A 24,885-nucleotide genomic window follows, 5' to 3' on the forward strand; every position below is an offset into this window, starting at 1 on the left:
GGAGCATGGGGGGCAGGGGAGGATGAATTTTCATCGGTATCTTCTGCTTTTGTCTGTTCGTAGCCGCCGGCTAACAAAGCGCGATATAAGGGGAGTTCAAAGAGTTTCCGCATGACGCTTCTAGAGCGTTGTAAGTCTTCTACTGTCTCAAATAGGGGGACAACTTGAATGGTTCCCACGGCTATGGCGGGGTCAAAAAGTCTGGCTTCTTTGGCTAACAGTAGTACTTCTAGCACGTCGCTTACGTCGCGGCACATGCTGATAATGTAAGTTTGGCAGATGTTAAGACCAAATTCTTGTTGCAGCGATCGCACGATGCGAAAGGTTTCAATTACATCGTTGGTTTTTTCAGAGAATGGCAATTCTGCCGGAATTAACGGCCGACGGGTTTGCAGTTCTCCTGTGAGCCAAGCGACTCTTTGCTCCTCAGATAGTTCGTTGTAAGGTTGAGGTAATATTTGCAGGTATTGTAGTATCTCATCCAGCGCATCGGCATGGCGGGATGATTCTTGACGGATATCTAGCTGTGTCAAGTTAAAGCCAAAAATTTCGACTTGACAGATGAGATTTTCTAATTCTCGACAGCTTAAACCTGTTTCTGTCAAGTTGCGCTGAATCAGCCGCAATTCTGCTAAAAAATCGTCTCCCGAACGATATAGGGGACTATCTTGATTTTTTGGCGTTTCTCGATTGTACAAAGCGAGATTGCGATCGCGGGTATTTTCTAGCCGTTTCAGCACATAAGCTAGTTTCAGCCGATATGGTTCTTGTCGATAACGCAGTGCTAGCGCGTCGTATACCTCACTCAACTGGGACTGATCTAACTCTAGAGATTCCAGCAAATCTGGTAAGACATCACTCCAATGCATCGACACACTCAACAATTCAATCAGATTTTTCACTGACTGAATATATCTCCCCAGCACCATTTTGCGCTGATAGCAAGCTGTTTGCCAGGTAATTTCTGGTGTGACTGATGGGTTCCCATCTCTGTCTGAGCCTACCCAGGAGCCGAAAGAGCAAAAGTTTTTACTCGGTGGTTCTAGCCAAGGAAAGGTACTAGATAGGGTGTGTTTGAAACGTTTATAAAGTTGGGGGATGCCATCAAATAAAACTTCTTGGAAGTAGTGCAGGGCATAATCAACTTCATCTAACACCGTGGGTTTAAACTGATGAAGTTCGTCAGTGCGCCACCACAAGCGAATTTCTTCGAGTAATTGTTCGCGAACATCTGCTGCTTCCCAAGCATATCCGCCAGATGCAGCACCAGAATGGTTTTCCAAAGCATCCAGTTTTTGCAAGAGTTGCACCACCTGTCGCTGTTTATCACGGATAGTGTGACGAACAATTTCCGTTGGGTGCGCTGTGAAAACTAAGCGGACATCTAGATGAGCAATTAGACGTTGAATTTGCTGGGGTGGTACATTCAATTTGAATAAATAGGGAAACAAAGCAGCGAAAGTCCCTTTTGGTTTGACTGGTGCTTTTTCTAGATAATTCTTAGTCAGGAATTCTGCTGCTAGTCCCTTGCTAACAGGCGCGTCATTTTCTCTTTGATTGGACGAATAGTTGACATTAGATGCTCTTTCTGCTTCTGTCGCTTCTGTTTCTGCCTCATAGCGACTCAATTGCTGCCGTTGCTCGTATTCCTGCTCGATGATGTTAATCAACTGAAAATAGAGAGCGAAAGCACGAGCCGCGCGGATTGCTTCGTTGATATTTAGTTGTTCAATTAATTTGACGGCTGAGGATGCTTGGTCATTTGTTGCCTGTCCTTCTGGCGAACACAAATCGCGCAACTGCCGCAACAAATCTACCATATTTTGACCGCATTCTTGCCGGAGAACTGACTCCCACAATTCTTCCACTACCTGGAGACGATGACGCAAAAATAATTCCGACACCGGGTATATATCCGCAGTTTGAGACGAAGAGTATAAAAGGGAACCCATATTCTCTATCTTGTAAAGCTAATTACTGTTTACGCTTCTAGGTTTTCTACTGAATGCTCATCGGGTTATTCCTGAGCAAATAATTATTTGGTGTATATTTTCTAAGTTTGATTAGTTTCGCGCTCCTCTGGGAAGTCAAGAATGGGTAGGCGATCGCCTCGAAACAATTCTTCACTGGCTTCCCCGATGGTTTCTAGTGCCCTTACGGTGGTTTTTCCGGTAATTAGCAGCAGTAATATAGAGGCTGTACCTATTTGTAAAAGGAACGATTTGGGAATGGTAAATAAATCGAGATTGGATGGCGGGTTGGTTGAGGGTTCTTGGTTGGCAGGAGGCATTGCTAATTTTTGGTTATGGGATATGAGTAGAGACGCGATTAATCGCGTCTGTACAGTAGTCAGAAATTAGGAGTTAAGATGACTCCAACGATCGAGGGATGGACTTTAAATGAGATAAACTTGTTGTCTGTTTCGTCCATCAGGTGGAGTAGACGCGAATCCGGTATTAAAGGACAAGTCATCAGTTAGTCATATAGAATTATTCTGACTTCTGACTTCTGAATTGTGACTCCCTATTAGTAAAATAAACGCAAAACTCAATATTAGTCAGACTTGCAACCTGTACAAGACTATCTTGGCCGATTTTGTGAGCTCCGAAGGTAACAAAATTGTTAAAAAAAAACGTCAGAGTGTGATAGACCTATGGTTCTAGTTTACAAGTGCAGGCACTATCCCCCAACAATCGCTGACTGTAAAGTTAACTTCCCATGAAAACAGTATTACCAGATCGCCAGCAATCCTTAGTGCAATGGGTAAGCCAAGCAACAGGGATCAACACTTTCGGGGTGAAAGTCCGGTTACGGGGAAATGACCTTCATATTCTTTGTGAAGGTACAGAATGTCCGCAGCGTTGGCGTACTTTGTCTGATTTGCTGCAAGCACTACAGCAAACAAACTTAGATATCCTCACAAGCAGCGAACAAACCTCAATATATCAAGTATTTGTCTATGGTCGAAGAAAAGGGGAACAGCGCCCCTCATGGTGCCATCGGGTTCACTTGAATCAAATAGATAAGCATCTGGATCGGGTACAGCAAGCGCTGCTAGCAGACTCAGAAAAATCAAAACAATCGGGTGGGGCGCTAATTGTCTCTAACGAGAGTTTGGCACGCCAAGGGAACCCAGAGGCGATCGCTCGATATCTCAGCGAAACTCTAAGTACGCTAGGTGTGTCAGTACAGGCAAAGATTAAGCCATATAAATCATCAAAGAACTCTCAGCCAGAAGAAAATCGCCTGTGGATATTTTGCCAGTCGAGCTATAGCCCCGATGCATCGTTGCTTGCTGAACCAATAGCACAGAAGTTACGTTATCTCAAGCTTTCCGGCTACCAAGATGCCGTAATTGTTTCCCAGGTAAGGGGCGAAACAGCCCCTGATTGGCTGCTGCGTGTGGATTTAACGCCGCCAGAGGTAATGCTGAAAGAATGGGCGCGTTGGGGTGATATCCAAGCGATCGCCCGATTATTAACTGAGGTACTATCAGGATTAAAAGTTGCTGTCCAAGCTTCTCTGAAAGAATCAACACTACATATCTTTTGTACGCCAGCTTTTGATCCTTTAGGAACTGCGCCAATTCCAGACAAAGCAGTGTGCTTAGAGGCCATTGTCCCCCAGCTAGAAGCGATCGCCGCTCAAGGCATTCTTGCCGCCACCGTATACGGACAAAAAGCAGGCGACAAGCAACCCACTTGGATTGATTGGCTAGCTTTACCCGCCACAAACCATCCCGCCTTTGCCACATCCCCGCTAGATTTGGCAAATACTGGCGATGAACCAGCCATCATATTTTTACTGGAGCGTTTACTCAATCCCGATCTGGATTGGCGTTTATTGACAGGTGGAATTCGCGTCCTCCTGTTGAAAAAAAATGATTTACTGCATATCTTATGTGATGCGCCTGTTTGTCCAGGTCGTCAACAAGTAGCAAGTAAAATTACGCAGTTTATCCGCCATTTGAAAATTCCCGGTATTATGGGAGTACGTATCTACGGTCGCCGGGCTGGGAATAAAGAACCTTTTTGGCACTATGGCGTCGATCTCGAACATCGCCAACGTTTAGTACCAGAAGCAACCCCAGAATTCGCTGCTACTTCTAAATACGTTAATGATTTAGTACCCTCTGAGACTAGTGAGCCAATTTTGCGCCCCGACTTAACGACAGAAGAAGTTCAAAGTTTTGTGACAGAAGTAGCGCGAGATTGGATAGCAACGGCAAGTGCAACCGCGAAAAAATTCCTGTTAAAAAGCCAGCTATTTACCGAAAGCGACCAGCCAGTAGAACAAAACCCTGACGATCAAGGACTTAAAATTGCTCTAGTTTGGGGAACACTGGGATTATTACTCACCCTGCAAACTGATTGGGTGTTGGGTCGAATTATTGCACAAACTACGCCGAGTTCGCCAAAAGTAGCCAGTGTTGTGGCTTCATCATCTTCTGGGCAAAAGACATCTTTGACATCTGGGAAAACTCAGAGTCAGAAAACGACATTTTTTAGCCACACTTCTAAAATAAAATCTCCTCCAAATCAGAGTTCTGTATTTAATGCTTCGGAATTTACCCAAAGTGATGATACCCCGACAAAGAATTTGGCAGCCGCACCACTGAAAGAAAAAGCAACCGCAACAGCTATTCTTTTAGCAGCGCGATCGCAGATGCCAAGTTTCAATGTTAGACAGTTAGACGAACAACTAGCACTGTACAAACAGCGTTTGGCTAGAACCGGTACTCCGCCAGATATATTAATTATTGGCTCCTCCCGCGCCCTTAGAGGAGTAGATCCGGCAGCACTTTCTAAAGCTTTAGCAACTCAGGGATATCCAAATCTTGACGTGTTTAACTTTGGCATCAACGGTGCTACCGCACAAGTTGTAGACTTTGTAATTCGCCACGTGCTGGAACCATCAGAACTACCCAAAATAATTATCTGGGCAGATGGTGCGCGTGCTTTCAACGGTGGACGCGAGGATATTACCTTTAAATCCCTTGCTGCGTCAGCTGGTTATAAACAAGCATTTCAAAAAACACCAACAAATGGAAGTACCAATGATTTGCCAGAGAAAGAGAATACAGTAAATTCGGCAGAACAAAAAACCAACGAAGAAAAACAAGAGGTCAGCACATATCAAGCTGTCAATAAGTCGTTAAATCAGGCTCTAGCATCTGTTTCTGCTAGCTATCAAAACCGCGACCAAATAAAGAGTTTACTGCAAAAACAATTGCTTATACTTGGTCGAAGTCAGACAGTTGCATCAGAAAAACAGCTAACAGATGGGACTTCAGATGAGAGTATTTCTCAGCAAGCAGTTGACTTTGATGGCTTTCTACCTTTGTCTATTCGCTTCAATCCTGCTAGGTACTATCAAAAACATTCTAGAGTTCCCGGAAATTACGACAACGACTATAAATCTTTCCAAGTAGAAGGACAGCAAGATACTGCTTTCCAAGAAGTACTTCAGTTTACCCAGTCTCAGAAAATTTCCTTAGTCTTTGTTAACATGCCTCTCACGGCAGATTATTTAGATCCAGTGCGTAAACAATATGAGCAACAATTTCAGCAATATATGTTGCGTTTAGCGACTAATCCCAACTTTATTTATCGAGATTTAAGCCAAAAGTGGCCAAAAGCAAATGACTACTTTTCCGATCCCAGCCATCTCAACCGTTTTGGCGCATACGAAGTCTCTAAAAAGCTGGCTAATGACCCGATGATTCCTTGGCCAGTGAAGTAAGCAGTAGGGGAATGGGGATTGGGGATGCAGGAGAATAATCTACAATGCCCAATGACAAATGACAAATGACAAATGACTAAAAAATGAACTTTATATCAATTTTCTATGGGCTGTTCTTGTTGAGTGTTTTAGGAATTTACTGGTCTTTAGCACAACAGAAATTGCGACTGTGGACGTTGTTAATTGCTAGTTTGGTTTTTTACGCATCTTTGCACATCCAATACATACCATTACTATTAGCATTGACGTTTATTAATTTCCGTGTGGGACTGGAGATTGGAAAAAATACATCACCAGGAAAACATTCTCTTGACTGGCAAATTTCTAATGAAGAGTGGCAATTTGCTCAAGGTGACTGGAATCGTCGTCGTCTAAAACTTTTGTGGTTGGGTATAACTCTAAATGTTTTACTATTATTAACTTTTAAGTATCTAACCCCTTTATTCAAGTTTGTTTTCAATATCCAAACCAACTCACCAGATAATTCCTTTAAATTGATTGCACCTTTGGGAATTTCATTTTTCACCTTTGAATGCATTGCCTATTTAATCGATGTCTATCGCGGTGCCCCTGCTACTGAGCAGTTTCTCAAATTTGCCACCTACAAATTATTCTTCGCCAAACTGATTTCCGGCCCGATTACGCGCTATCACAACTTAGCAAATCAATTCAATACGCTAGATTTTCCCAGTGCCGATAGAGTAGCAGAGGCGCTATGGTTAATTGCCAGAGGCGCAGTCAAAAAAGGTATTTTTGCAGACCACCTAGGAATTTTTGTCGATTTATGTTTTGGTAACTTACAACGGGCCGGTAGTACCGATCTCTGGTTAGCTATATTCGCCTACGGCTTGCAGTTATATCTAGATTTCAATGGTTACGTAGATATTGCCCGTGGGAGTGCCTTGCTTTTTGGCTTGGTTCTACCTGAGAATTTTGACTTTCCCTACTTCAGCACCAGTATTGGAGAATTTTGGCGGCGCTGGCATATCACTCTAGGAGATTGGCTGCGTAACTATGTCTACTTTCCTTTGGGTGGTTCCCGTCGGGGTTTAGTCCGTACCTGCTGGAATTTATTTATTGTGATGCTAATCGCTGGTATCTGGCACGGGGCTTCTTTAGGTTATGTCATTTGGGGCATATTCCACGGGTTAGCTTTGGTGGTTCATCGACTTACAGATGCGATGAGCGATCGCTTTGAAAATCTAGAACATTTCTGGCAAAATCCTCTAGGTATCTTTGTGGCTTGGTTATTGACTCAGCTGATGGTTTTTACCTCTTGGATTTGGTTCCGTCTACCTAATCTCCAAGACTCTTCTTTAGTAATTCGACACCTTTTGGGTTATCCTGCTGACGCTCAGTTTGCCGAAAAAGTCTATGTAGAAGCCTTAAACATCAGTCAATACCAACTTACTTGGGTACTTCTAGCGTTAGCGGCCATGATGGCTGTAGTCTATACCTTCAACAGAATGCTGAAGTTAGAGTTTAACTGGCCTATTAAGCTTGTCTTTGTCCCTCTATGTTTCTACGCTGTTTGGTTATTAGCTCCTGAAGGTAGTTTGCCCTATATATACTTTGATTTTTAAGTTTCTACCAACAATCGACAGCAACATAAGGCAATTTACAACTTATTATTTTGTTACAAATCAACAAAAATTAAAATTTTTTCAACAGGCGGTTTGTAAAGTAATGTAAAGAGAATTAAATAGGCGATCGCATCATTGAAAGTTATAACTAGTCTGGTGTTGAAATGCCTTACAGAGAGTTAATCTATCACTCTTATCAGTCTTGTTTAAGTAGTAAAACTTTACAGTTTGATGAGCTTTTTAAGGAATTTAATTACAGAATATTAAGCCACAGTCCGCATCCAAGTAAATTCATGTAGACTGTAACTTAACAGGCGACAATAATATCCGCTTGTTCAATTTTTGATAAAAAAAACAGCACTTATAAAACCATGACCACAACCTTACAACGGCGCTCTGGCGCTAACGTATGGGATCGCTTTTGCGAGTGGATCACCAGCACCGACAACCGTATATATATCGGTTGGTTTGGTGTTCTAATGATCCCAACCCTACTAGCTGCTACTGCCTGCTTCGTAATTGCCTTCATCGCAGCACCTCCAGTAGACATTGATGGTATCCGCGAACCAGTCGCAGGTTCCTTGATCTACGGGAACAATATCATCTCTGGTGCAGTAGTACCTTCCTCCAACGCTATCGGTTTGCACTTCTACCCAATTTGGGAAGCTGCTTCCTTAGATGAGTGGTTGTACAACGGTGGCCCTTACCAGTTGGTAGTTTTCCACTTCTTGATCGGTTGCGCTTGCTACCTCGGTCGTCAGTGGGAACTTTCTTACCGCTTGGGTATGCGTCCTTGGATCTGCGTAGCTTACAGCGCACCTTTGGCTTCCGCTACCGCAGTATTCTTGATCTACCCCATCGGTCAAGGTTCTTTCTCTGATGGTATGCCTTTGGGTATCTCTGGAACCTTCAACTTCATGATTGTGTTCCAAGCAGAACACAACATCTTGATGCACCCCTTCCACATGTTAGGTGTGGCAGGTGTATTCGGTGGTTCCTTGTTCTCTGCAATGCACGGTTCTCTAGTAACTTCTTCCTTGGTGCGTGAAACCACCGAAACCGAATCTCTTAACTACGGTTACAAGTTCGGTCAAGAAGAAGAAACCTACAACATCGTTGCAGCCCACGGTTACTTCGGTCGTTTGATCTTCCAATACGCTTCCTTCAACAACAGCCGTTCACTGCACTTCTTCCTCGCAGCTTGGCCTGTCGTCGGTATCTGGTTCACCGCTTTGGGTATCAGCACGATGGCGTTCAACCTGAACGGATTCAACTTCAACCAATCAATCATTGACTCCCAAGGTCGCGTTATCAGCACCTGGGCAGACGTAATCAACCGCGCTAACTTGGGTATGGAAGTAATGCACGAGCGTAACGCTCACAACTTCCCCCTAGACTTAGCTGCTGGTGAAGTTACTCCTGTAGCAATGACTGCTCCTGCTATCAACGGTTAATTCTGAAGATTAGCTAAATAAAAAGCGCCCTCCATTGCTGGAGGGCGCTTTTTATTTAGCTACCTAAGACATCAGACTCCACTATGTTAGATTCAAGCTACAACTCCTGCTGATGAGGAATTAGTTAATGGCGGCTTCCGTGGAACATGGCTTAAATAATAGCGCTTCCATCCCTCCCTTAGAAAGTGGCGATCGCCTAACCCGCCACGAATTCGAGCGTCGTTATACAGCAATGCCCGATAAAAAAGCAGAATTAATCGAAGGAGTCGTCTACGTGGCATCACCACTGCGTTTTAGAAATCATGGTTTGCCTCATGGAAACTTAATTATCTGGTTGGGAAATTACAAAGTTTCCACTCCAGGGGTAGAACTAGGCGACAATGCTACCGTGCGCTTGGATTTAGACAATGAGCCACAGCCTGATGTTTTGCTGTTGATAGATAAACCCGCCAGAGGACAGGCACAGATCGGTGAAGATGATTACGTAGAAGGCGCACCAGAATTAGTAGCAGAAGTAGCAGCCAGTAGTGCATCTATTGATTTGTACGACAAAAAACGCGCCTACCGTCGTAACGGAGTGCAGGAATATATCGTCTGGCAGACTTTAGAGAATAAACTCGACTGGTTCTGTTTGCAAAATGGTGAATATTTGCCACTCGTAGCAGATATAGATGGTGTGATTAAAAGTAGGATATTTCCAGGTTTGTGGTTAGCCGTCACCTCACTAATTACAGGAGACATGACGCAAGTTTTAGCAGTGTTGCAACAAGGGTTAAATTCACAAGAACACACGAAATTTGTTGAACATTTAGCCGGACAAGGTTGCTGAGTAATAAAATTTTAAAAAATATCTGCTGTCTTTGGGTACAATTACTAAATTGTGACTCATTTGTATTGGTAAATACACTGATATAAATAAAAATAATTATCAAAACTGCCAGCAGTGAGTAAACTAACTACTGACGACATTAATTGTGTTTCCACTGACTACAAGTCTGAGATTTTAGTTTTCGTCTCAATTCAATATAAAATCTAAAACTTAAAATCCAAAATCAACATGACAGACCTAACTCCTAATTCTAGTTTTAGTTTGACGCTACGCTTGCAGATTCCTAATCGTATAGGGATGTTGGCATCGATAACCCAGGCGATCGCAAATACTGGCGGTAATCTCGGTCAAATCGATCTAATCGAGCAAACCCGCAAAGAGTCCACCCGCGATTTGACTGTAGATGCTGCTAGTACCGAACATGCTGAAACCATTGTGCAAGCAGTGAAAGCATTGCCAGACATCAAGCTACTCAGTGTTTACGATCGCACCTTTAACTTGCATCGCGGTGGCAAAATCAGCATTACTAGCAGAATTCCTCTGAAGAGTGTATCCGATCTAGCAATGGCTTACACACCTGGAGTCGGTCGAATTTGTACGGCGATCGCTCAAGATCCAGAGGAAGTTTACAAGTTAACCATCAAACAAAACACTGTTGCCATTGTTACTGATGGTAGTGCCGTTTTGGGATTGGGAAATCTCGGCCCAGCTGCTGCTCTCCCAGTCATGGAAGGCAAAGCAATGCTATTCAAGGAATTTGCGGGGCTAGATGCTTTTCCCATCTGTCTGGCTACCCAAGATACAGAAGAGATTATCCAGACAGTTAAGAATATCGCGCCAGTTTTTGGGGGTGTGAATTTAGAGGATATCGCTGCACCTCGCTGCTTTGAAATTGAAAAGAGATTGCGCGAAGAGTTAGATATCCCCGTTTTTCATGACGATCAGCACGGTACAGCCATTGTCACCTTAGCAGCATTGTTTAATTCTCTAAAACTGGTACATAAGACAATGGCAGAAATCCGCATCGTGATTAACGGTGCTGGGGCGGCGGGAATTGCGATCGCTCGCTTACTCCGTAAAGCTGGGGCAGAAAAAATCTGGATGTGCGACTCTAAAGGGATTATCTCTACCAGTCGCACCGATTTGACAGAAGAAAAACTCGAATTTGCCGTGAAAGCTCAGGGTACGTTAGCGGGTGCAATGCAAGGTGCAGATGTGTTTATTGGTGTTAGCGCCCCAGGAGTTTTGACACCAGAAATGGTGCATTCGATGGCGAAAGACCCAATTGTGTTTGCAATGGCAAATCCCATTCCAGAGATTCAGCCAGAATTAATCAGCAAAGATGTTGCTGTTATCGCTACCGGTCGCAGTGATTATCCGAATCAAATCAATAACGTCCTAGCTTTTCCTGGGGTATTCCGTGGTGCTTTAGATTGTCGGGCAAAAACAATTACCACCACAATGTACTTAGAAGCTGCAAATGCGATCGCTTCTTTAGTCAAGCCTTCAGATTTAGATCGGGAGCATATTATTCCTTCAGTCTTTGATGAGCGAGTAGCCAAAGCTGTTGCATCTGCTGTGCAACAAGCAGCGCGTCAAGAAGGTATCGCTCGGAATTAAGTAAAAGACATCTCTAAAATAAATGTAGAGACGTAGCACTGCTACATCTCTACAAAGGTTCTGGATAATACTCTCCATCATTTTATGATTTTGCTTGTACAGCTTGCCTAACAACTTCTTCATCCAAACCTAACGCTTGAGCTATCTGTTCAATACTCAATCCTAATGCCCATAGCTGAGGTATTGTTTCTAGCTTGCCTTCTTCTTTACCCTCTGCAAAAACTTCTTGGTAAAATTTAGTTTGCTTTAACTCACTTAATCCGAACATTTTTCCCATCTCCTCCCGGCTCAAGCGCGGCAATTTGTAGATTAATATCGTTTCTATCAATTGTATAATTTCCCGTTGTTGGGCGGTATTGAGAATTTCTTTTCGGGCGCTGTTGACAATTTCGATAGCTTTCGTTGTTGCAGTTGATTCTGGTTCGATGATTAGTTTGACTGTCTCAATCCCGATTGATGATGTGGTAATTGAGCTTAACTCGTTCAGATAAACGCGAGTCACTCGTTGTGAGTTAAGTAATTCGGCATATCTTTCTGTATCTCCAGTATCAACGCTGCGATTGGGGAAGATGACAACACCCCGCCAGTTGTTAATTAATTCAGTTTTGTCGAGATAGTTAAAGATTTCAGCGAATAAACGGGAATAGATTTTTTTATCAGGTTGAAATTGCACCTCAGCAAAATAAATCGGTAGTTCTAGAGTATTTGGTAAAAATACGCCATCAATTCTAAATGCTAGTTGTTTGACTTCGACTGAGGAAAATTGGTAAGCACTGGCCAGTGATGGCGGTTGGTTGATGAGTTCAAAAAAGGTGCTGGGGAAACTTTGAAAGATGCGGTAAAATATGCTGTCGGTTTTCAAGGCAGATGGTTTTGCAGTTGATTAGCATATTTTACAGTTTAGCGTAGGCGTAGCCCGCCATTCGCGTAGCGTCTCGCACAGAAGGCATCGCTCATCATGGATATGTCAGATCGAGGACTGGCGAAACACTCGTCCCCATTTGGTGATTGGATTATATAAATAAAGCAATATCATCTAAAACCCACCATTTTGTCAACTGTTTGCAATGAAGTATCAAGTTGGGGACGAGTTTTTACAACAACTGCCGCTAATTTTGGCGGGGCCAATTCTAAAACATACTGAACCAGAGTCAGTGACAGTATGGGTGGCTCTAAAACAGTCTTGTCAAGTAGAACTCAAGGTTTTTGAAACAACAAATGATGGTGAAGCGCTAGGAAATTGCTTATTAGAGGGAGAAGGCTCTACCTTTGCTCTGGGTAAAAATCTTCATGTAGTTGCTATAACGGCTCGATCTCCAATTGGGTATCGCCTAACAGCAGGTTACATCTATGCTTATGACCTCCAGTTTACCCTTGCTGACCAAACCCAGCAAATGCAACAAGCATTATGCTCAAACTCTTTTCCTACAGTCAGCATCAGCTACTTTGAGCATCAAAAACCAACCTTTGTTTTGCCACCAAACCGTCTACAAGATTTGCAAATTGTCCATGCTTCCTGCCGTAAACCTCATGGTCATGGGTTTGATGCACTGCCGATTCTTGACAGTTTGATTGAGGCTTCAGCTAATCAACCCCAACATCGCCCTCATCAGCTGTTCCTCACTGGAGATCAAATTTACGGTGACGATGTAGCAGATCCATCGCTGTGGGTTGCCACTAGTCTTGGTGATGCCCTGTTGGGTTGGGAAGAACAACTGCCGATGAATGGAGTTTACTGCACCCTCCAACAGCTACCCCCTGGAGAGCGGGCTGATGTTGCCACAAATCAAGCTGGTTTGACCGCAGGATTACATAATAAATCGGAGAAAGTTAACAGTCATCTGTTCAGCCTGGGTGAATATTACGCTACTTATTTACTAGCTTGGTCGCCAGTGTGCTGGCCGACTACATTTCCCCAAGGAGACCAAGTAATGCGCGATCGCCATGCTATCAAAGATTGGAACCAAGCAGTCTGGCATTTACGCCAATTCATCTACACCCTTTGGAAAGTACGTCGCGCCCTTGCCAATATTCCCACGTACACTATCTTTGATGACCACGATGTTAGTGATGACTGGAACTTAAACCAAGCTTGGTGTTTGCGAGTGCTGGGTCGTCCCTTGGGGCGAAGAATAGTCCAAAATGCTTTGTTAGCTTACACCGTGTTTCAAGGGTGGGGCAATACACCAGAGCAATTTGCAAAGGGTAAAGCCGGTGAAAAGCTGTTGACGGCTGCACAAGCTTGGTCAGTTTCCCTTGGGAGAGATGCAAAGGCTGATGAAGCGATCGCTCGTTATGTCGGGATGCCAGCCAACGATCCCGCTACAGGCTTACCTATTTTAGTCCGAGACGGTGCGGTATTTATTCTGGATCGAGATCCTGAAGCACTCACTTGGCACTATATAGTCAGGAGCGATTGCCATGAAGTAATTGTGCTGGATACACGTACTTGGCGGGGTTATCCAGCCGATCAAAAACCAATCGCGCCGCCGATGCTGTTGTGTCCGCAAGCCTTTGAGCAACAACTAGTTTTACCTTTACAACAACTAGCTGAAGAAACTCAGATTCCAAATACATTTGTGATTGCACCCACGAATGTATTTGGAATGCAAGTCGTTGATTGGATTCACCATTGGAACTTAAAACAAGAGAAAGTTTTTTCAACTGATGTTGGAGATGCTTGGAACATTAATATGGGGGCACTGGCGAAATTTCTAACTACCTTGTTTGAAGAACGTCAACAGATAGTTATTCTCTCTGGAGATATTCACTACAGTTCTGTTGCTCACTTGTCTTATACACGCACCCATTCCAAATTACAGTCTGTTTTAGTGCAGTTAACCGCTAGTGCATTGAAGAATGAAGAGATTTTGACGCGGCTGATTCATACACGATTGAAAGATTGGCTGCTACCAGAAAAGATGCGACATTGGATAGGGCAGAGTAACCCACCTAATATGGTAGAAATTTCAGAGAAACAATTACACCATAATCGCCAGATGTTGACCAACTCTGACTGGCATTGTGTGCTGGAATGGATACCTCGAAACAGCGTTCAGACTTCTGACTGCACAGCAGATATATTATCCTTGATAGCTCCCTGGAAACGAGCCGAAAATGCTAAATGGAAATGGTTACAACCCTTGATGTTTTGGACATTTCGTTGGTTTCAGGAGGGAAGAGAAGTAGTTGGATTAAATAATTTAGGTCTGGTTCACTTTGAGTTCGCAGACGAGAGTAGTTCTGGCAAAGTTATTCAAGATTTGTACTGGTTTTCTTCTTGGTATCCAACCCAAGTTGTTTACAGCCGTTTTAAGACCCAGTTAACGCCGAATCAGTCATTGTTAAGATGACCCCGGAAGATCCCCCCAACCCCCCTTAAAAAGCAGGGCTGTTTCATTCCCTAAAACAGGTAAAATTGCAAATGTTGAGGGGATAAAAATCATGGGTGCGAATTTGATTGAGCAATTGCGGCAAGTGGAAGATTTTAGAACTCTCGATGGTCGAAGACATCCACTGTGGTTGGTATTAGTGTTTGTAATAATGGGCACTATGAATGGATATGTTGGGTATCGTGCATGGGGGGATTTCGTCAAACGGCATCGTCGGGTATTGATAGAGACATTTGGAATACAAAAACATGGTGTTCCTTCTTACTCAACTATACGACGTGTAACTATGGGAGTAGACTGACGATTTACTTGCTGCAATATTTAATCAGTGGGCTAGCCAATACGTTGATTTAGAGATGTCACAATGGTGCAGCATCGATGGTAAAAGCATTAAAGGTACAGTCCAAGACTACGATTCATGTAGTCAAAATTTTGTCAGTTTTGTATCCGTATTTACTAGTAAACGAGGGCTAGTTTTAGGTATGGATAAATTTGACAACAAGAAAGAAAGTGAAATTGTAATCGTACAAAATTTAATTACAACATTGGATATAAAAGGCGCGGTATTTAGGGAACTCCAAAAAATAAATTATTCAATTTGTCTACTCAACTAGACTTCTTTCTTCCTTGTCTCCCTTGTCTTCCTTGTCCCCCTTGTCCCTCTGCGACGGAATATTTTTTTACTTGGAAATCCCTTATAACCTATGACACTTAATTCTCCCCAACAAATTACACTCAAACCTTTTAAAGAAGGTTTGATAAAAGGCAAACTGACGAAATGGCTGATGGGGTTATTGATACTCAGTTCACTCACAGGTGGTGGATACCTCGTTTACCGACAGACGGTGATTTCCTCTACTCAAGAAGCCAGAAGCAAAATGCAGACAGTCCCAGTTGAGCGAGAAACGTTACCGATTACAATCTCAGCTAATGGTACTGTTGAAGCCAAACAATCGACCAACGTCAGCCCCAAAAGTTCTGGACAGCTAAAGAAATTGCTGGTAGATGAAGGTGACTCTGTAAAAGCGGGGCAAATCCTGGCATACATGGATGACTCAAATCTGCAAGGGCAATTAATTCAAGCACAGGGATCTCTGGCTTCTGCTCAGGCGAATTTGCAAAAGGCGATCGCTGGTAATCGTCCTCAAGATATTGCTGCTTCACAGGCACAATTAGAACAAGCCCAAGCGACTTTAGAAAAATCAGAAGCGGGTAATCGCTCTCAAGATATTGCTCAGGCTGATGCACGTTTAAAAATAGCTCTCGCAAGTTTAACAAAAGCCGAAGATGATTTGAGCCGCAATCAGGAACTATACAATGCTGGTGCTATTTCCCTTCAGACTTTAAACCAAAAACGTGCCGATCGCGACAGCGCTAAAGCTTCTGTAAATGAAACGCAGCAAGCGCTGGCATTGCAAAAAGCTGGGTCACGTAAAGAAGATATCGAGCAACTCAAGGCTGTGGTTAAGGAAAAACAGCAAGCATTATCACTACTGAAAGCAGGAAACCGTCAGGAAGATATTGATGCCGCACGCGCTCAAGTAGTTCAGCAACAGGGCAGTCTAAAAACGATTCAAACACAAATTCAAGACACAGTGATTCGTGCCCCATTTAGTGGCATTGTGACTTCCAAGTATTCCGATCCAGGTGATTTCGTTACACCGACAACATCTGGGAGTTCGGTTTCGGGATCGACCTCTTCTTCGATTCTGTCGCTGGCATCAACTTATCAGGTTGTGGCAAATATAGCCGAAACCGATATTAGCAAAATTAAAGTAGGGCAGTCGGTAAGCATTACAGCCGATGCGTATCCTGACAAAACCTTTAAGGGAAAGGTTGCCCAGGTTGCGGCTCAGGCAACTGTGGCAACTAATGTTACCAGCGTTAAAGTTAAAGTGGATTTCACTGACCCTGAAACTCTGCTGCTTCCAAGCATGAATGTTGATGCGAAATTCGATGCAGGCGCATTAAACAATGTGCTTGTTGTACCAACAGTAGCGATCGCTCGTCAGAGCAACGGTACGGGAGTGCAGGTGCTTACAGAAAATGGCAGCACTCGATTTGTGCCAATAAAAACTGGAGCTACGGTAAAGAACAAAACCGTTGTGCAATCCGGTTTACAAGGAAATGAAAATATTTTGGTGAGTGCGCCATCGGATTCTAAGAAAAATAGTAACACTAACAGGGGTGTTTCTCCTGGCGGTATGGGTGGCCCTCCTCCTGGTGGCCCTTAGTACAGTTTTTCCCTTTAATACAGGAGAACGCATTCACAATGCAAGCCGATGCATTCACAATGCAAGCCGATGCATTCACAATGTAAGTCGATGCATTCACAATGCAAGTCGATGCATTCACAATGCAAGCCGATGCATTCACAATGCAAGTCAATGCATTCACAATGCAAGTCGATGCATTCACAATGCAAGTCAATGCATTAACAATGCAAGTCGATGCATTAACAATGCAAGCCGATAAATGGCATTGCAGGGTATGACCAAATTTAATTAAGTAGAACGACTTAAAAAAAACAAACTAATGTAATGTAACTTTAGCGAAAATCAGTTCGTAGTAAGGACTTTAGTCCTGATTTGAGAACTAAAGTTCTCACTACAAACCTTTAATTATTTACCCTGTTATACTTAGCTACGAATTAATTAATAAAATACTGTACTTAGATTTAGTTTCACAAACAAAGTTTAGCAATGATCGAATCACGCAATCGCAAACCACTGGTTAAACAGGCATCTACTCTGATCCGCAGTTCTTCAATATCAGCCGTGGAAATTTTGACAATGGCATTAGAGACATTGTGGAGTAATAAACTCCGCACTGCGCTAACAATGCTGGGCATTATCATTGGAATTATGGCAGTAATTGCTGTCACCGCCATTGGTCAAGGCACTCAAAAAGCAACCGAGCAACAACTACAATCACTCGGAACCGACATATTGCAAGTGCAAGCAGGTGCATCTAGAAGTGGCGCAGTGCAACAGGGCGCTGGGAGTGCTACAACATTAACTTTAGAAGATGCTGAAGCGATCGCGCAACAGGTTTTAGGAGTTGACCGAGTGTCGGCGATTCTGCAACAGTCTGCCCAAGTCGTCTATGGCGAAAACAACGACTCGATGACCATCATTGGAACTGATATCAATTATCCAGATGTACGCAACACCCATCCTCAAACAGGCAGATTTTTTACTGAGGAAGAAGTCAAGGCGGCGAAACCTCTGGCGGTTTTAGGCCCCACCGCCCGCGATGAACTGCTGGGGTCAGGAAGTATTGCAGAAGGCGCACAAATCCGCATCTCTGGACAAACCTATGATGTCATTGGCGTTATGGAGACGAAGGGAGCGCAAGGGCCACAAAACCCGGATGAACAAATTTATATCCCACTCACTAATATGTCTGCTCGGCTAGTGGGAAATAATGCCGTTAAGGGAATTACCATTCGGGGAATTTATGTCAAAGTCAAAAGCCAGGATCAGCTAGACGCTGCTCAGTATCAAACTACGAATCTCTTGCGGGTAAGACATGGCATTTATCCAGAAAAAGGAGATAAAGATGATTTTCGGACTGTAAATTCGGCTGATATCATCAACACGCTGACCAGTACATCTAAGCTTTTTACGGTGATGATAGTGGCGGTTGCGGTAATTTCTTTAATTGTTGGTGGTATTGGTATTGCCAATATCATGCTTGTGTCAGTGGTCGAACGAACGCGGGAAATCGGGATTCGGAAAGCGATTGGAGCGACTAGCACTGCCATTTTGAGCCAGTTTTTAGCTGAAGCAGTTGTGATTGCGGTAATTGGCGGGGTAATTGGTATTGGATTGGGAATTGCGATCGCCTTCGCCGCGTCAAATTTATTTAAATTTCCCTTCGTGATTTCGCTCTGGTCAATATTATTTGGCTTTGGTTTAACCTTTGTAATTGGGTTGCTGGCTGGTGTAATTCCGGCTCGCAATGCTGCCAGTCTTGACCCGATCGCGGCGCTTAGAAGCGATTAAAACATTCTTGAATTAGAGAATTACTAATATGGCAACCATGATTTGGATGGAAGAAATTCAGAAAACATATCGTCTTGGAGAAGTCGATGTTCCGATACTCAAGGGTATTGACTTGTCTATTGAAGAAGGCGAATACGTTTCAATTATGGGAATGTCTGGTTCGGGAAAGTCTACGTTGATGAACATCATCGGTTGCCTCGATCGCCCCACATCTGGACATTATGTTTTAGAAGGCAGAAACCTAACTACGCTAACCGATGATGAGTTGGCATATATCCGCAATCGCCGGATCGGTTTTGTGTTTCAGCAGTTCAATTTACTGGCTCGTTCTACGGCTTTAGAAAACGTGATGCTGCCAATGGTCTATGCAGGTGTTCCCAAATCGGAACGCAGACGACGGGCAGAGTCAGCCTTAACTCGTGTTGGCTTGGCAGAGCGAATGTTAAACCGTCCTAACCAGATGTCTGGCGGACAGCAACAGCGAGTAGCGATCGCCCGCGCCCTTGTTAATCGCCCTGCACTTGTTCTAGCAGATGAACCCACTGGAGCGTTAGACAGCGAAACCTCTCAGGAAGTGATGGATTTGTTGACCGAGTTAAACAATCAAGGGATCACAATTGTCATTGTTACCCATGAACCAGATGTAGCCGATCAAACTAATCGGATCATTCATGTTAAAGATGGTTTAGCTGAAGGGGTAACAAAGAAGTTACAAACCAGACTAGACAATGTGCATAGCGGATAAAACCTGATAAAAATCACGTAGTTTGCTAGGGCGTGTCATCAGTTGAGCCAAATCACGGTAGCAGCGAGATAAATAGCACGCTGGCAAATACCATTGACCCCGCATTTCTCACAAGTTTGAAATGCAGAGGGGCAGAGGGGCAGAGGGGAAAGAACTTGTACAATAACTCTCCTTTGCTCCCCTGCTCCCCTGCTCCCCTGCTCCTCTGCTCCCCTGCTCAAGAGTACAAGGTTTTGAGAGATGTGGTGAGAAATCCGGGTGACGTACTAGCTGCTATCGATACTCAAGCAAAGGGCATACTAAGGATATTAAATGTCTGCCATAAAACTTGTGCGGTAAGGTAGGTACAGATGGATGCGATCGCTATAATTCCCCAATATCAACTAATAGAAAAACTCTATGCTGGCTCTAGAACAGTGGTGTATAGGGGCATAAGAGAAGCAGATCGGCTTGGCATTGTAGTCAAATTGCTACTGCGCGAGTACCCAACTTTCAGTGAACTGTTGCAGTTTCGTAACCAGTATACGATTGCCAAAAATCTAGATAGTCCGGGGATTATTCGTCCATATAGTTTAGAAACTTACCGCAATAGCTATGCCTTAGTGATGGAAGATTTTGGCGGTACTTCACTACGAGGCTATGTTCAAAATCAACCACTAACATTAAAGGAGTTTTTGGAAATTGCCATCCAACTTGCGGATATCCTCAACTACTTGCACCATCACCAAATTATTCACAAAGACATCAAACCTGCAAATATCCTGATTCACCCAGAGACAAAGCAGGTTAAAATCATCGATTTTAGTATTGCTTCTTTATTACCCAAAGAAACCCAGGAAATTAAAAATCCCAATGTTCTAGAAGGGACATTAGCCTATCTTGCACCAGAACAAACTGGACGGATGAATCGAGGGATTGATTATCGGGCAGATTTCTATGCATTGGGAGTCACTTTTTTTGAATTGCTAACGGGAGAACTGCCATTTTTGACTGACGATCCAATGGAGTTGCTACATTGTCATATTGCCAAACAACCGGATCGATTCAGAATTCAAAATGGCGATCGCAGACTCGCTAACGCTGCGCTAACAAAATTAGAAAACGAAGAAGCGGTTCCCCAAGTTCTCTGTGATATTGTGATGAAGCTGATGGCAAAGAATGCTGAAGATCGCTATCAGAGTGCATTAGGATTGAAATATGATTTAGAAACTTGCCGAGAACAACTCAATTTTACAGATAAGATTGAAACCTTTAAAATTGCAAGCAGGGATGTGTGCGATCGCTTCCTCGTCAGAGAAAAATTATACGGTCGAGAAAACGAAGTTCAGCAACTACTAGCAGCCTTTGAAAGGGTTTCTCAAGGAAGCAGCGAACTGATGTTAGTTACAGGTTTTTCTGGTATTGGTAAAACTGCTGTTGTTAATGAAGTTCATAAACCCATTGTTAAACAACGAGGCTATTTCATTAAAGGTAAATTTGACCAATTTAATCGCAATATTCCCTTTTCTGCTTTTGTACAAGCTTTTCGGAATTTAATGATGCAGTTGTTAACAGAGACTGATCAACAGCTACATCACTGGAAAACCAGTATTCTAGAAGCTGTCGGCGAGAATGGACAGGTAATTATTGAAGTTATTCCTGAATTAGAAATAATTATTGGTCAACAATCACCTGCACCAAAATTATCAGGAAATGCGGTACAGAATCGCTTTAATTTACTATTTCAGAAGTTTGTAGAGCTATTCACAACTAAGGAACATCCCTTGGTGATGTTTTTAGATGATTTGCAGTGGGCAGATTCAGCCTCTCTCAAGTTGATGCAATTGTTGATGAGTGAATCAGCCGGGGGATATTTATTATTAATTGGTGCTTATCGGGATAATGAAGTCTTTGCGGCTCATCCTTTGATATTTACTTTAGAAGAGATTAGGAAAACTCAGGCTACTATTAACACGATTACATTAGCTACCTTAAGTTTATTAAGTTTAAATGAGTTAGTGGCTGATACACTTAGTTGTTCCCTAAAAATTGCTGAACCATTAACTAAACTCGTTTACCAAAAGAGTAAAGGTAATCCGTTTTTTAGCACACAATTTCTTAAATCTCTCTATGAAGATAAGCTGATTGTCTTTGATAGGAAATTAGGTTACTGGCAATGCGATATTGTAGCAGTAAAAGCCTTAAGTCTTACTGATGATGTCGTCGAATTTATGGCATTGCAGTTGCAGAAACTACCGACAAAAACGCAGAATATTTTGAAACTTGCAGCTTGTATTGGCAATCAGTTTAATTTAGCAACTTTAGCAGTTGTTTCTGAACAATCAGAACTTGAAGCCTCATCGGATTTGTGGAGAGCATTGCAAGAGGGATTCATCCTACCTCAAAGTGAAATATACAAGTTTTATGTAGGACAAGAAACACAAAATGGGTTAAAAAGCTCTCAGACTATCAGTTATAAGTTTTTGCACGATCGCATTCAGCAAGCGGCTTATTCCTTAATCCCAGACGGTGAGAATCAAGCAATTCATTTGCAAATTGGCAACCTGCTATTAAATAATACACCTATTGAAAAGCAAGAAGAGAGAATTTTTGAGATTGTTAATCAATTGAATATTGGTGTGAAGCTAATTATTCAGCAGTCAGACAGAGAGCAATTAGCACAGTTAAATCTGCTAGCTGGGCAAAAAGCGAAACTATCTACTGCATATACTGCGGCAATGGAATATATTAGTTTTGGTATTCAGCTATTGACAACAGATAGTTGGGAACGAAAGTATGCTCTCGCCTTAGCCTTGTATGAAGAAGCTGCTGCGGCTGCTTATCTAATTGGCGAATTTGACAAGGTAGAAGAGTTTGCCTTACAAGTACAACACCATGCTAAAGTTTTACTAGATCGGGTTAAATCTATTGAGATTCAAATCCAATCTTATTTAGCTCAGAGTCGTTTTGATAATTCGATTCAGACTGCGATCGCACTTCTGAATCTCTTAGGTGTTAAACTCTCTCCCCAAGCCAGTCAAACGGAAACATTACTTGGTTTAGGCAAAATAACATTACGATTGCTAGGCAAATCTCCTTTAAGTTTAATTGACTTGCCTAACATGACTGGGGGCGAACAATTAGCAGCAATCAGAATTTTGGCTAGTACTAATTCAACGGCTTATATTGCTCGTCCAGATTTACTACCACCAATTATTTTGAGCGAAGTCAGTCTATCGATGCAGTATGGTAATGCAGCAGAATCTGCATTTGGTTATGCCTGGTATGGATTAATTCAATGTGGCATTATCGGAAATATTCAGGCAGGTTATGAATTTGGTCAACTAGCATTACAAGTTCTGGATAAATTTAATGCTCAGGAATTAAAAGCTAGAACCTTTTTCATTGTTGAAACATTTGTCAATCACTGGCATCAACATACTCAAGAGACAATTGCACCGTTAACCGAAGCCTATCAAGTAGGTTTAGAAACAGGAGATATTGAATATGCGTCATGGGCTAGTTATACTTGTAGTTTTCATGGATATTTTATCGGTGAAGAGTTGTCTGAGTTAGAAAAAAAGATGGGCGATTACGCCGAAGTCTACAGGCAATTTAAACAGGAAAAACCTTTTACATATATAAATTCATTTCGTCAAGCCATCAAGAATTTATTAGGAGAATCTACTAATCCTAGTGAATTATCAGGTTCTGTTTATGATGCCCAAAATACTCGCAAATTACAAGAACAAGCAGGCGATCGCACCGGATTAAGCTTTAGCTATGCCAATGAACTAATACTTTGCTATCTGTTTGAAAATTATGCTGCGGCTTCAGATGCGGCGATTAATGCCATAACCTATTTAGATGGAGTTACATCGGCAGCAGTAGTACCAGTAGTTTATTTTTATGACGCATTAACACAACTAAATCTTTATCTAAAAGCAACCGCGATTGAGAAAAAACAAATTATTAAAAAAGTCACTTATCATCAAAAAAAGTTGAAAAAATGGGTGCATCATGCCCCAATGAATTATCAACACAAATTTGACTTAATTGAGGCAGAACGTCATCGAGTTTTGCAACACAAAAATAAAGCGATGGAATTGTATGATTCCTCTATCTCCCTCGCCAAAGAAAACGGCTATATCCAAGAAGAAGCTCTCGCAAACGAACTTGTAGCCAAATTTTACCTAGAATTGGGAAAAGAAAAAGTAGCTCAGGCATATATGCAAGAAGCTTACTATTGTTACGCAAAATGGGGTGCTAAGGCAAAAACTGATGACTTAGAAAAACGCTATCCTCAGCTACTTCAACCCATTCTGCAACAACAAAAACTCAGCTTCAACTCTCTAGAAACTATAGCAGCAACAGGCAGCACTTCAATTTCAAAATCAACAATTAGTACTAGTGCTACTAGTACTAGTATTTCTGAGATTTTAGATTTTGTATCTGTCATCAAAGTAGCTCAAATTATCTCCCGCAGCATCCAATTAGATGAATTAATTACTAATCTTACTAAAATTATCTTAGAAAATGCTGGAGCAAAAAAATGTGTACTAATTCTACCAAATGAAGATGAATGGCAAATTCAAGCGATCGCTTCTATTAATCCTAACGATCAGCAGCTTGTAACAGTTCTTAGTTCACAACCTTTAGATGATTGCCAAGAGGTTCCTGTACAGCTTATTCAATATGTTAAACATACATTAGAAGCTCTAATAATTGACAATTGCCAAACTGAAATTAGTGGTTTGATTGGCGATTATATGTTGCGATATCAACCAAAAAGTGCATTATGTATACCGATTATCAATCAAGGGCATTTAGTTGGAATTATTTATCTAGAAAACAACTTAACTCAAGGTATATTTACAATTGGTCGCCTAGTAGTTATTAATTTTCTTTGTACCCAAGCCGCAATTTCTCTAGAAAATGCTCGGCTTTATCAACAGTCACAACAAGCATTGCAAGACTTACAAAAAGCTCAACTGCAACTTGTACAAGGTGAGAAAATGTCAGCATTGGGTAATTTAGTTGCAGGTATAGCCCATGAAATCAACAATCCTGTAGGCTTTATTGCCGGAAATATTCCCCCAGCATTAGATTATCTCAAAGATATATTTGATTTACTTAATTTGTATCAGCAAGAATATCCCCAAACGAATACAGTTATTGCTGATAAAATTGATGCAATTGATTTGGAATATATACAGGAAGATTTACCAAAACTGATTGCATCTATGGAGTTGGGAATTAATCGTATCCGTGATATTAGCACCAGTTTAAGAACATTTTCTAGGGCAGATCAATACTACAAAGTTGCTTGCAATATTCACGAAGGCATTAACAGTACAATTTTGATTCTGAAACATCGCCTCAAAGCAAATGAAACTCGTCCAGCGATCAGGGTTAGCGCATCTCAAACTCTATTGACAGTTGGATTCTAGCAGAGAGTTAAGTTTGAGAAAGCCGCCGTCAAAACGGAAAGCATATACTGATCATTCATAGCGGCTCGCCGAGACTTTTGGCGA

General features: G+C 42.3%; 14 protein-coding genes. 11 read left to right on the forward strand and 3 right to left on the reverse strand.

Annotation, left to right across the window (positions count from 1 at the left end; all coding sequences use genetic code 11):
* Both CDG79_RS28880 and CDG79_RS28885 read right to left on the reverse strand, forming a co-directional pair.
* Positions 1–1,952 (reverse strand): phosphoenolpyruvate carboxylase (locus CDG79_RS28880; protein WP_143855604.1); only part of this gene is annotated, 1,952 nt, incomplete at its 3' end.
* A gap of 101 nt (positions 1,953–2,053) precedes the next feature.
* Positions 2,054–2,290, reverse strand: a complete 237-nt coding sequence (locus tag CDG79_RS28885) for a hypothetical protein (protein ID WP_094333397.1) — start codon at positions 2,288–2,290, stop codon at positions 2,054–2,056.
* 428 nt (positions 2,291–2,718) lie between these two features.
* Here CDG79_RS28885 and CDG79_RS28890 point away from each other — a divergent pair, with 428 nt between their 5' ends.
* The 5 genes from CDG79_RS28890 to CDG79_RS28910 all read left to right on the forward strand — a co-directional run bounded on the left by CDG79_RS28890 (position 2,719) and on the right by CDG79_RS28910 (position 11,228).
* Positions 2,719–5,742 carry a DUF1574 family protein gene (locus tag CDG79_RS28890; RefSeq protein WP_094345196.1) on the forward strand — a complete coding sequence of 1,008 codons (3,024 nt, stop codon included), beginning with the start codon at positions 2,719–2,721 and terminating at the stop codon, positions 5,740–5,742.
* An 83-nt stretch (positions 5,743–5,825) separates the two neighbouring features.
* Positions 5,826–7,325: an MBOAT family O-acyltransferase gene (locus CDG79_RS28895; RefSeq protein ID WP_094345197.1), complete on the forward strand. Its 1,500-nt coding sequence runs from the start codon at positions 5,826–5,828 to the stop codon at positions 7,323–7,325.
* A gap of 371 nt (positions 7,326–7,696) precedes the next feature.
* A complete protein-coding gene (psbA, locus tag CDG79_RS28900) occupies positions 7,697–8,779 on the forward strand; it encodes a photosystem II q(b) protein (protein ID WP_094330033.1) in 1,083 nt (360 codons plus the stop codon).
* A gap of 127 nt (positions 8,780–8,906) precedes the next feature.
* A complete protein-coding gene (locus tag CDG79_RS28905; RefSeq protein WP_094345198.1) occupies positions 8,907–9,608 on the forward strand; it encodes a Uma2 family endonuclease in 702 nt (233 codons plus the stop codon).
* A gap of 228 nt (positions 9,609–9,836) precedes the next feature.
* Complete coding sequence (locus CDG79_RS28910) at positions 9,837–11,228, forward strand: malic enzyme-like NAD(P)-binding protein (protein WP_094345199.1); 1,392 nt, start codon at positions 9,837–9,839, stop codon at positions 11,226–11,228.
* Between the two features lie 82 nt (positions 11,229–11,310).
* Here the strand turns inward: CDG79_RS28910 and CDG79_RS28915 are convergent, their stop codons facing one another.
* Complete coding sequence (locus CDG79_RS28915; protein ID WP_094345200.1) at positions 11,311–12,090, reverse strand: Rpn family recombination-promoting nuclease/putative transposase; 780 nt, start codon at positions 12,088–12,090, stop codon at positions 11,311–11,313.
* Between the two features lie 205 nt (positions 12,091–12,295).
* On the opposite strand from CDG79_RS28915, the gene CDG79_RS28920 reads away from it, so the two are divergent.
* From CDG79_RS28920 to CDG79_RS28955, 6 genes are all read left to right on the forward strand, one after another.
* Positions 12,296–14,581, forward strand: coding sequence for a PhoD-like phosphatase (locus CDG79_RS28920; protein WP_094345201.1), 2,286 nt, complete (start codon positions 12,296–12,298; stop codon positions 14,579–14,581).
* Positions 14,582–14,672: 91 nt separating this feature from the next.
* Positions 14,673–14,921 carry a transposase family protein gene (locus CDG79_RS28925; protein WP_094345202.1) on the forward strand — a complete coding sequence of 83 codons (249 nt, stop codon included), beginning with the start codon at positions 14,673–14,675 and terminating at the stop codon, positions 14,919–14,921.
* A gap of 403 nt (positions 14,922–15,324) precedes the next feature.
* Positions 15,325–16,854 (forward strand): efflux RND transporter periplasmic adaptor subunit, encoded by a 1,530-nt coding sequence (locus tag CDG79_RS28935; RefSeq protein WP_094345204.1) that lies wholly within the window; start codon positions 15,325–15,327, stop codon positions 16,852–16,854.
* A gap of 558 nt (positions 16,855–17,412) precedes the next feature.
* Positions 17,413–18,627, forward strand: coding sequence for an ABC transporter permease (locus CDG79_RS28945; RefSeq protein ID WP_442946259.1), 1,215 nt, complete (start codon positions 17,413–17,415; stop codon positions 18,625–18,627).
* Positions 18,628–18,655: 28 nt separating this feature from the next.
* Complete coding sequence (locus CDG79_RS28950) at positions 18,656–19,372, forward strand: ABC transporter ATP-binding protein (protein ID WP_317616618.1); 717 nt, start codon at positions 18,656–18,658, stop codon at positions 19,370–19,372.
* 350 nt (positions 19,373–19,722) lie between these two features.
* Positions 19,723–24,801, forward strand: a complete 5,079-nt coding sequence (locus tag CDG79_RS28955) for a trifunctional serine/threonine-protein kinase/ATP-binding protein/sensor histidine kinase (RefSeq protein WP_094345207.1) — start codon at positions 19,723–19,725, stop codon at positions 24,799–24,801.
* Positions 24,802–24,885: the final 84 nt, after the last annotated feature.

Source organism: Nostoc sp. 'Peltigera membranacea cyanobiont' 232, from assembly GCF_002245985.1.
In the GTDB taxonomy this organism is placed as follows: Bacteria; Cyanobacteriota; Cyanobacteriia; order Cyanobacteriales; family Nostocaceae; genus Nostoc.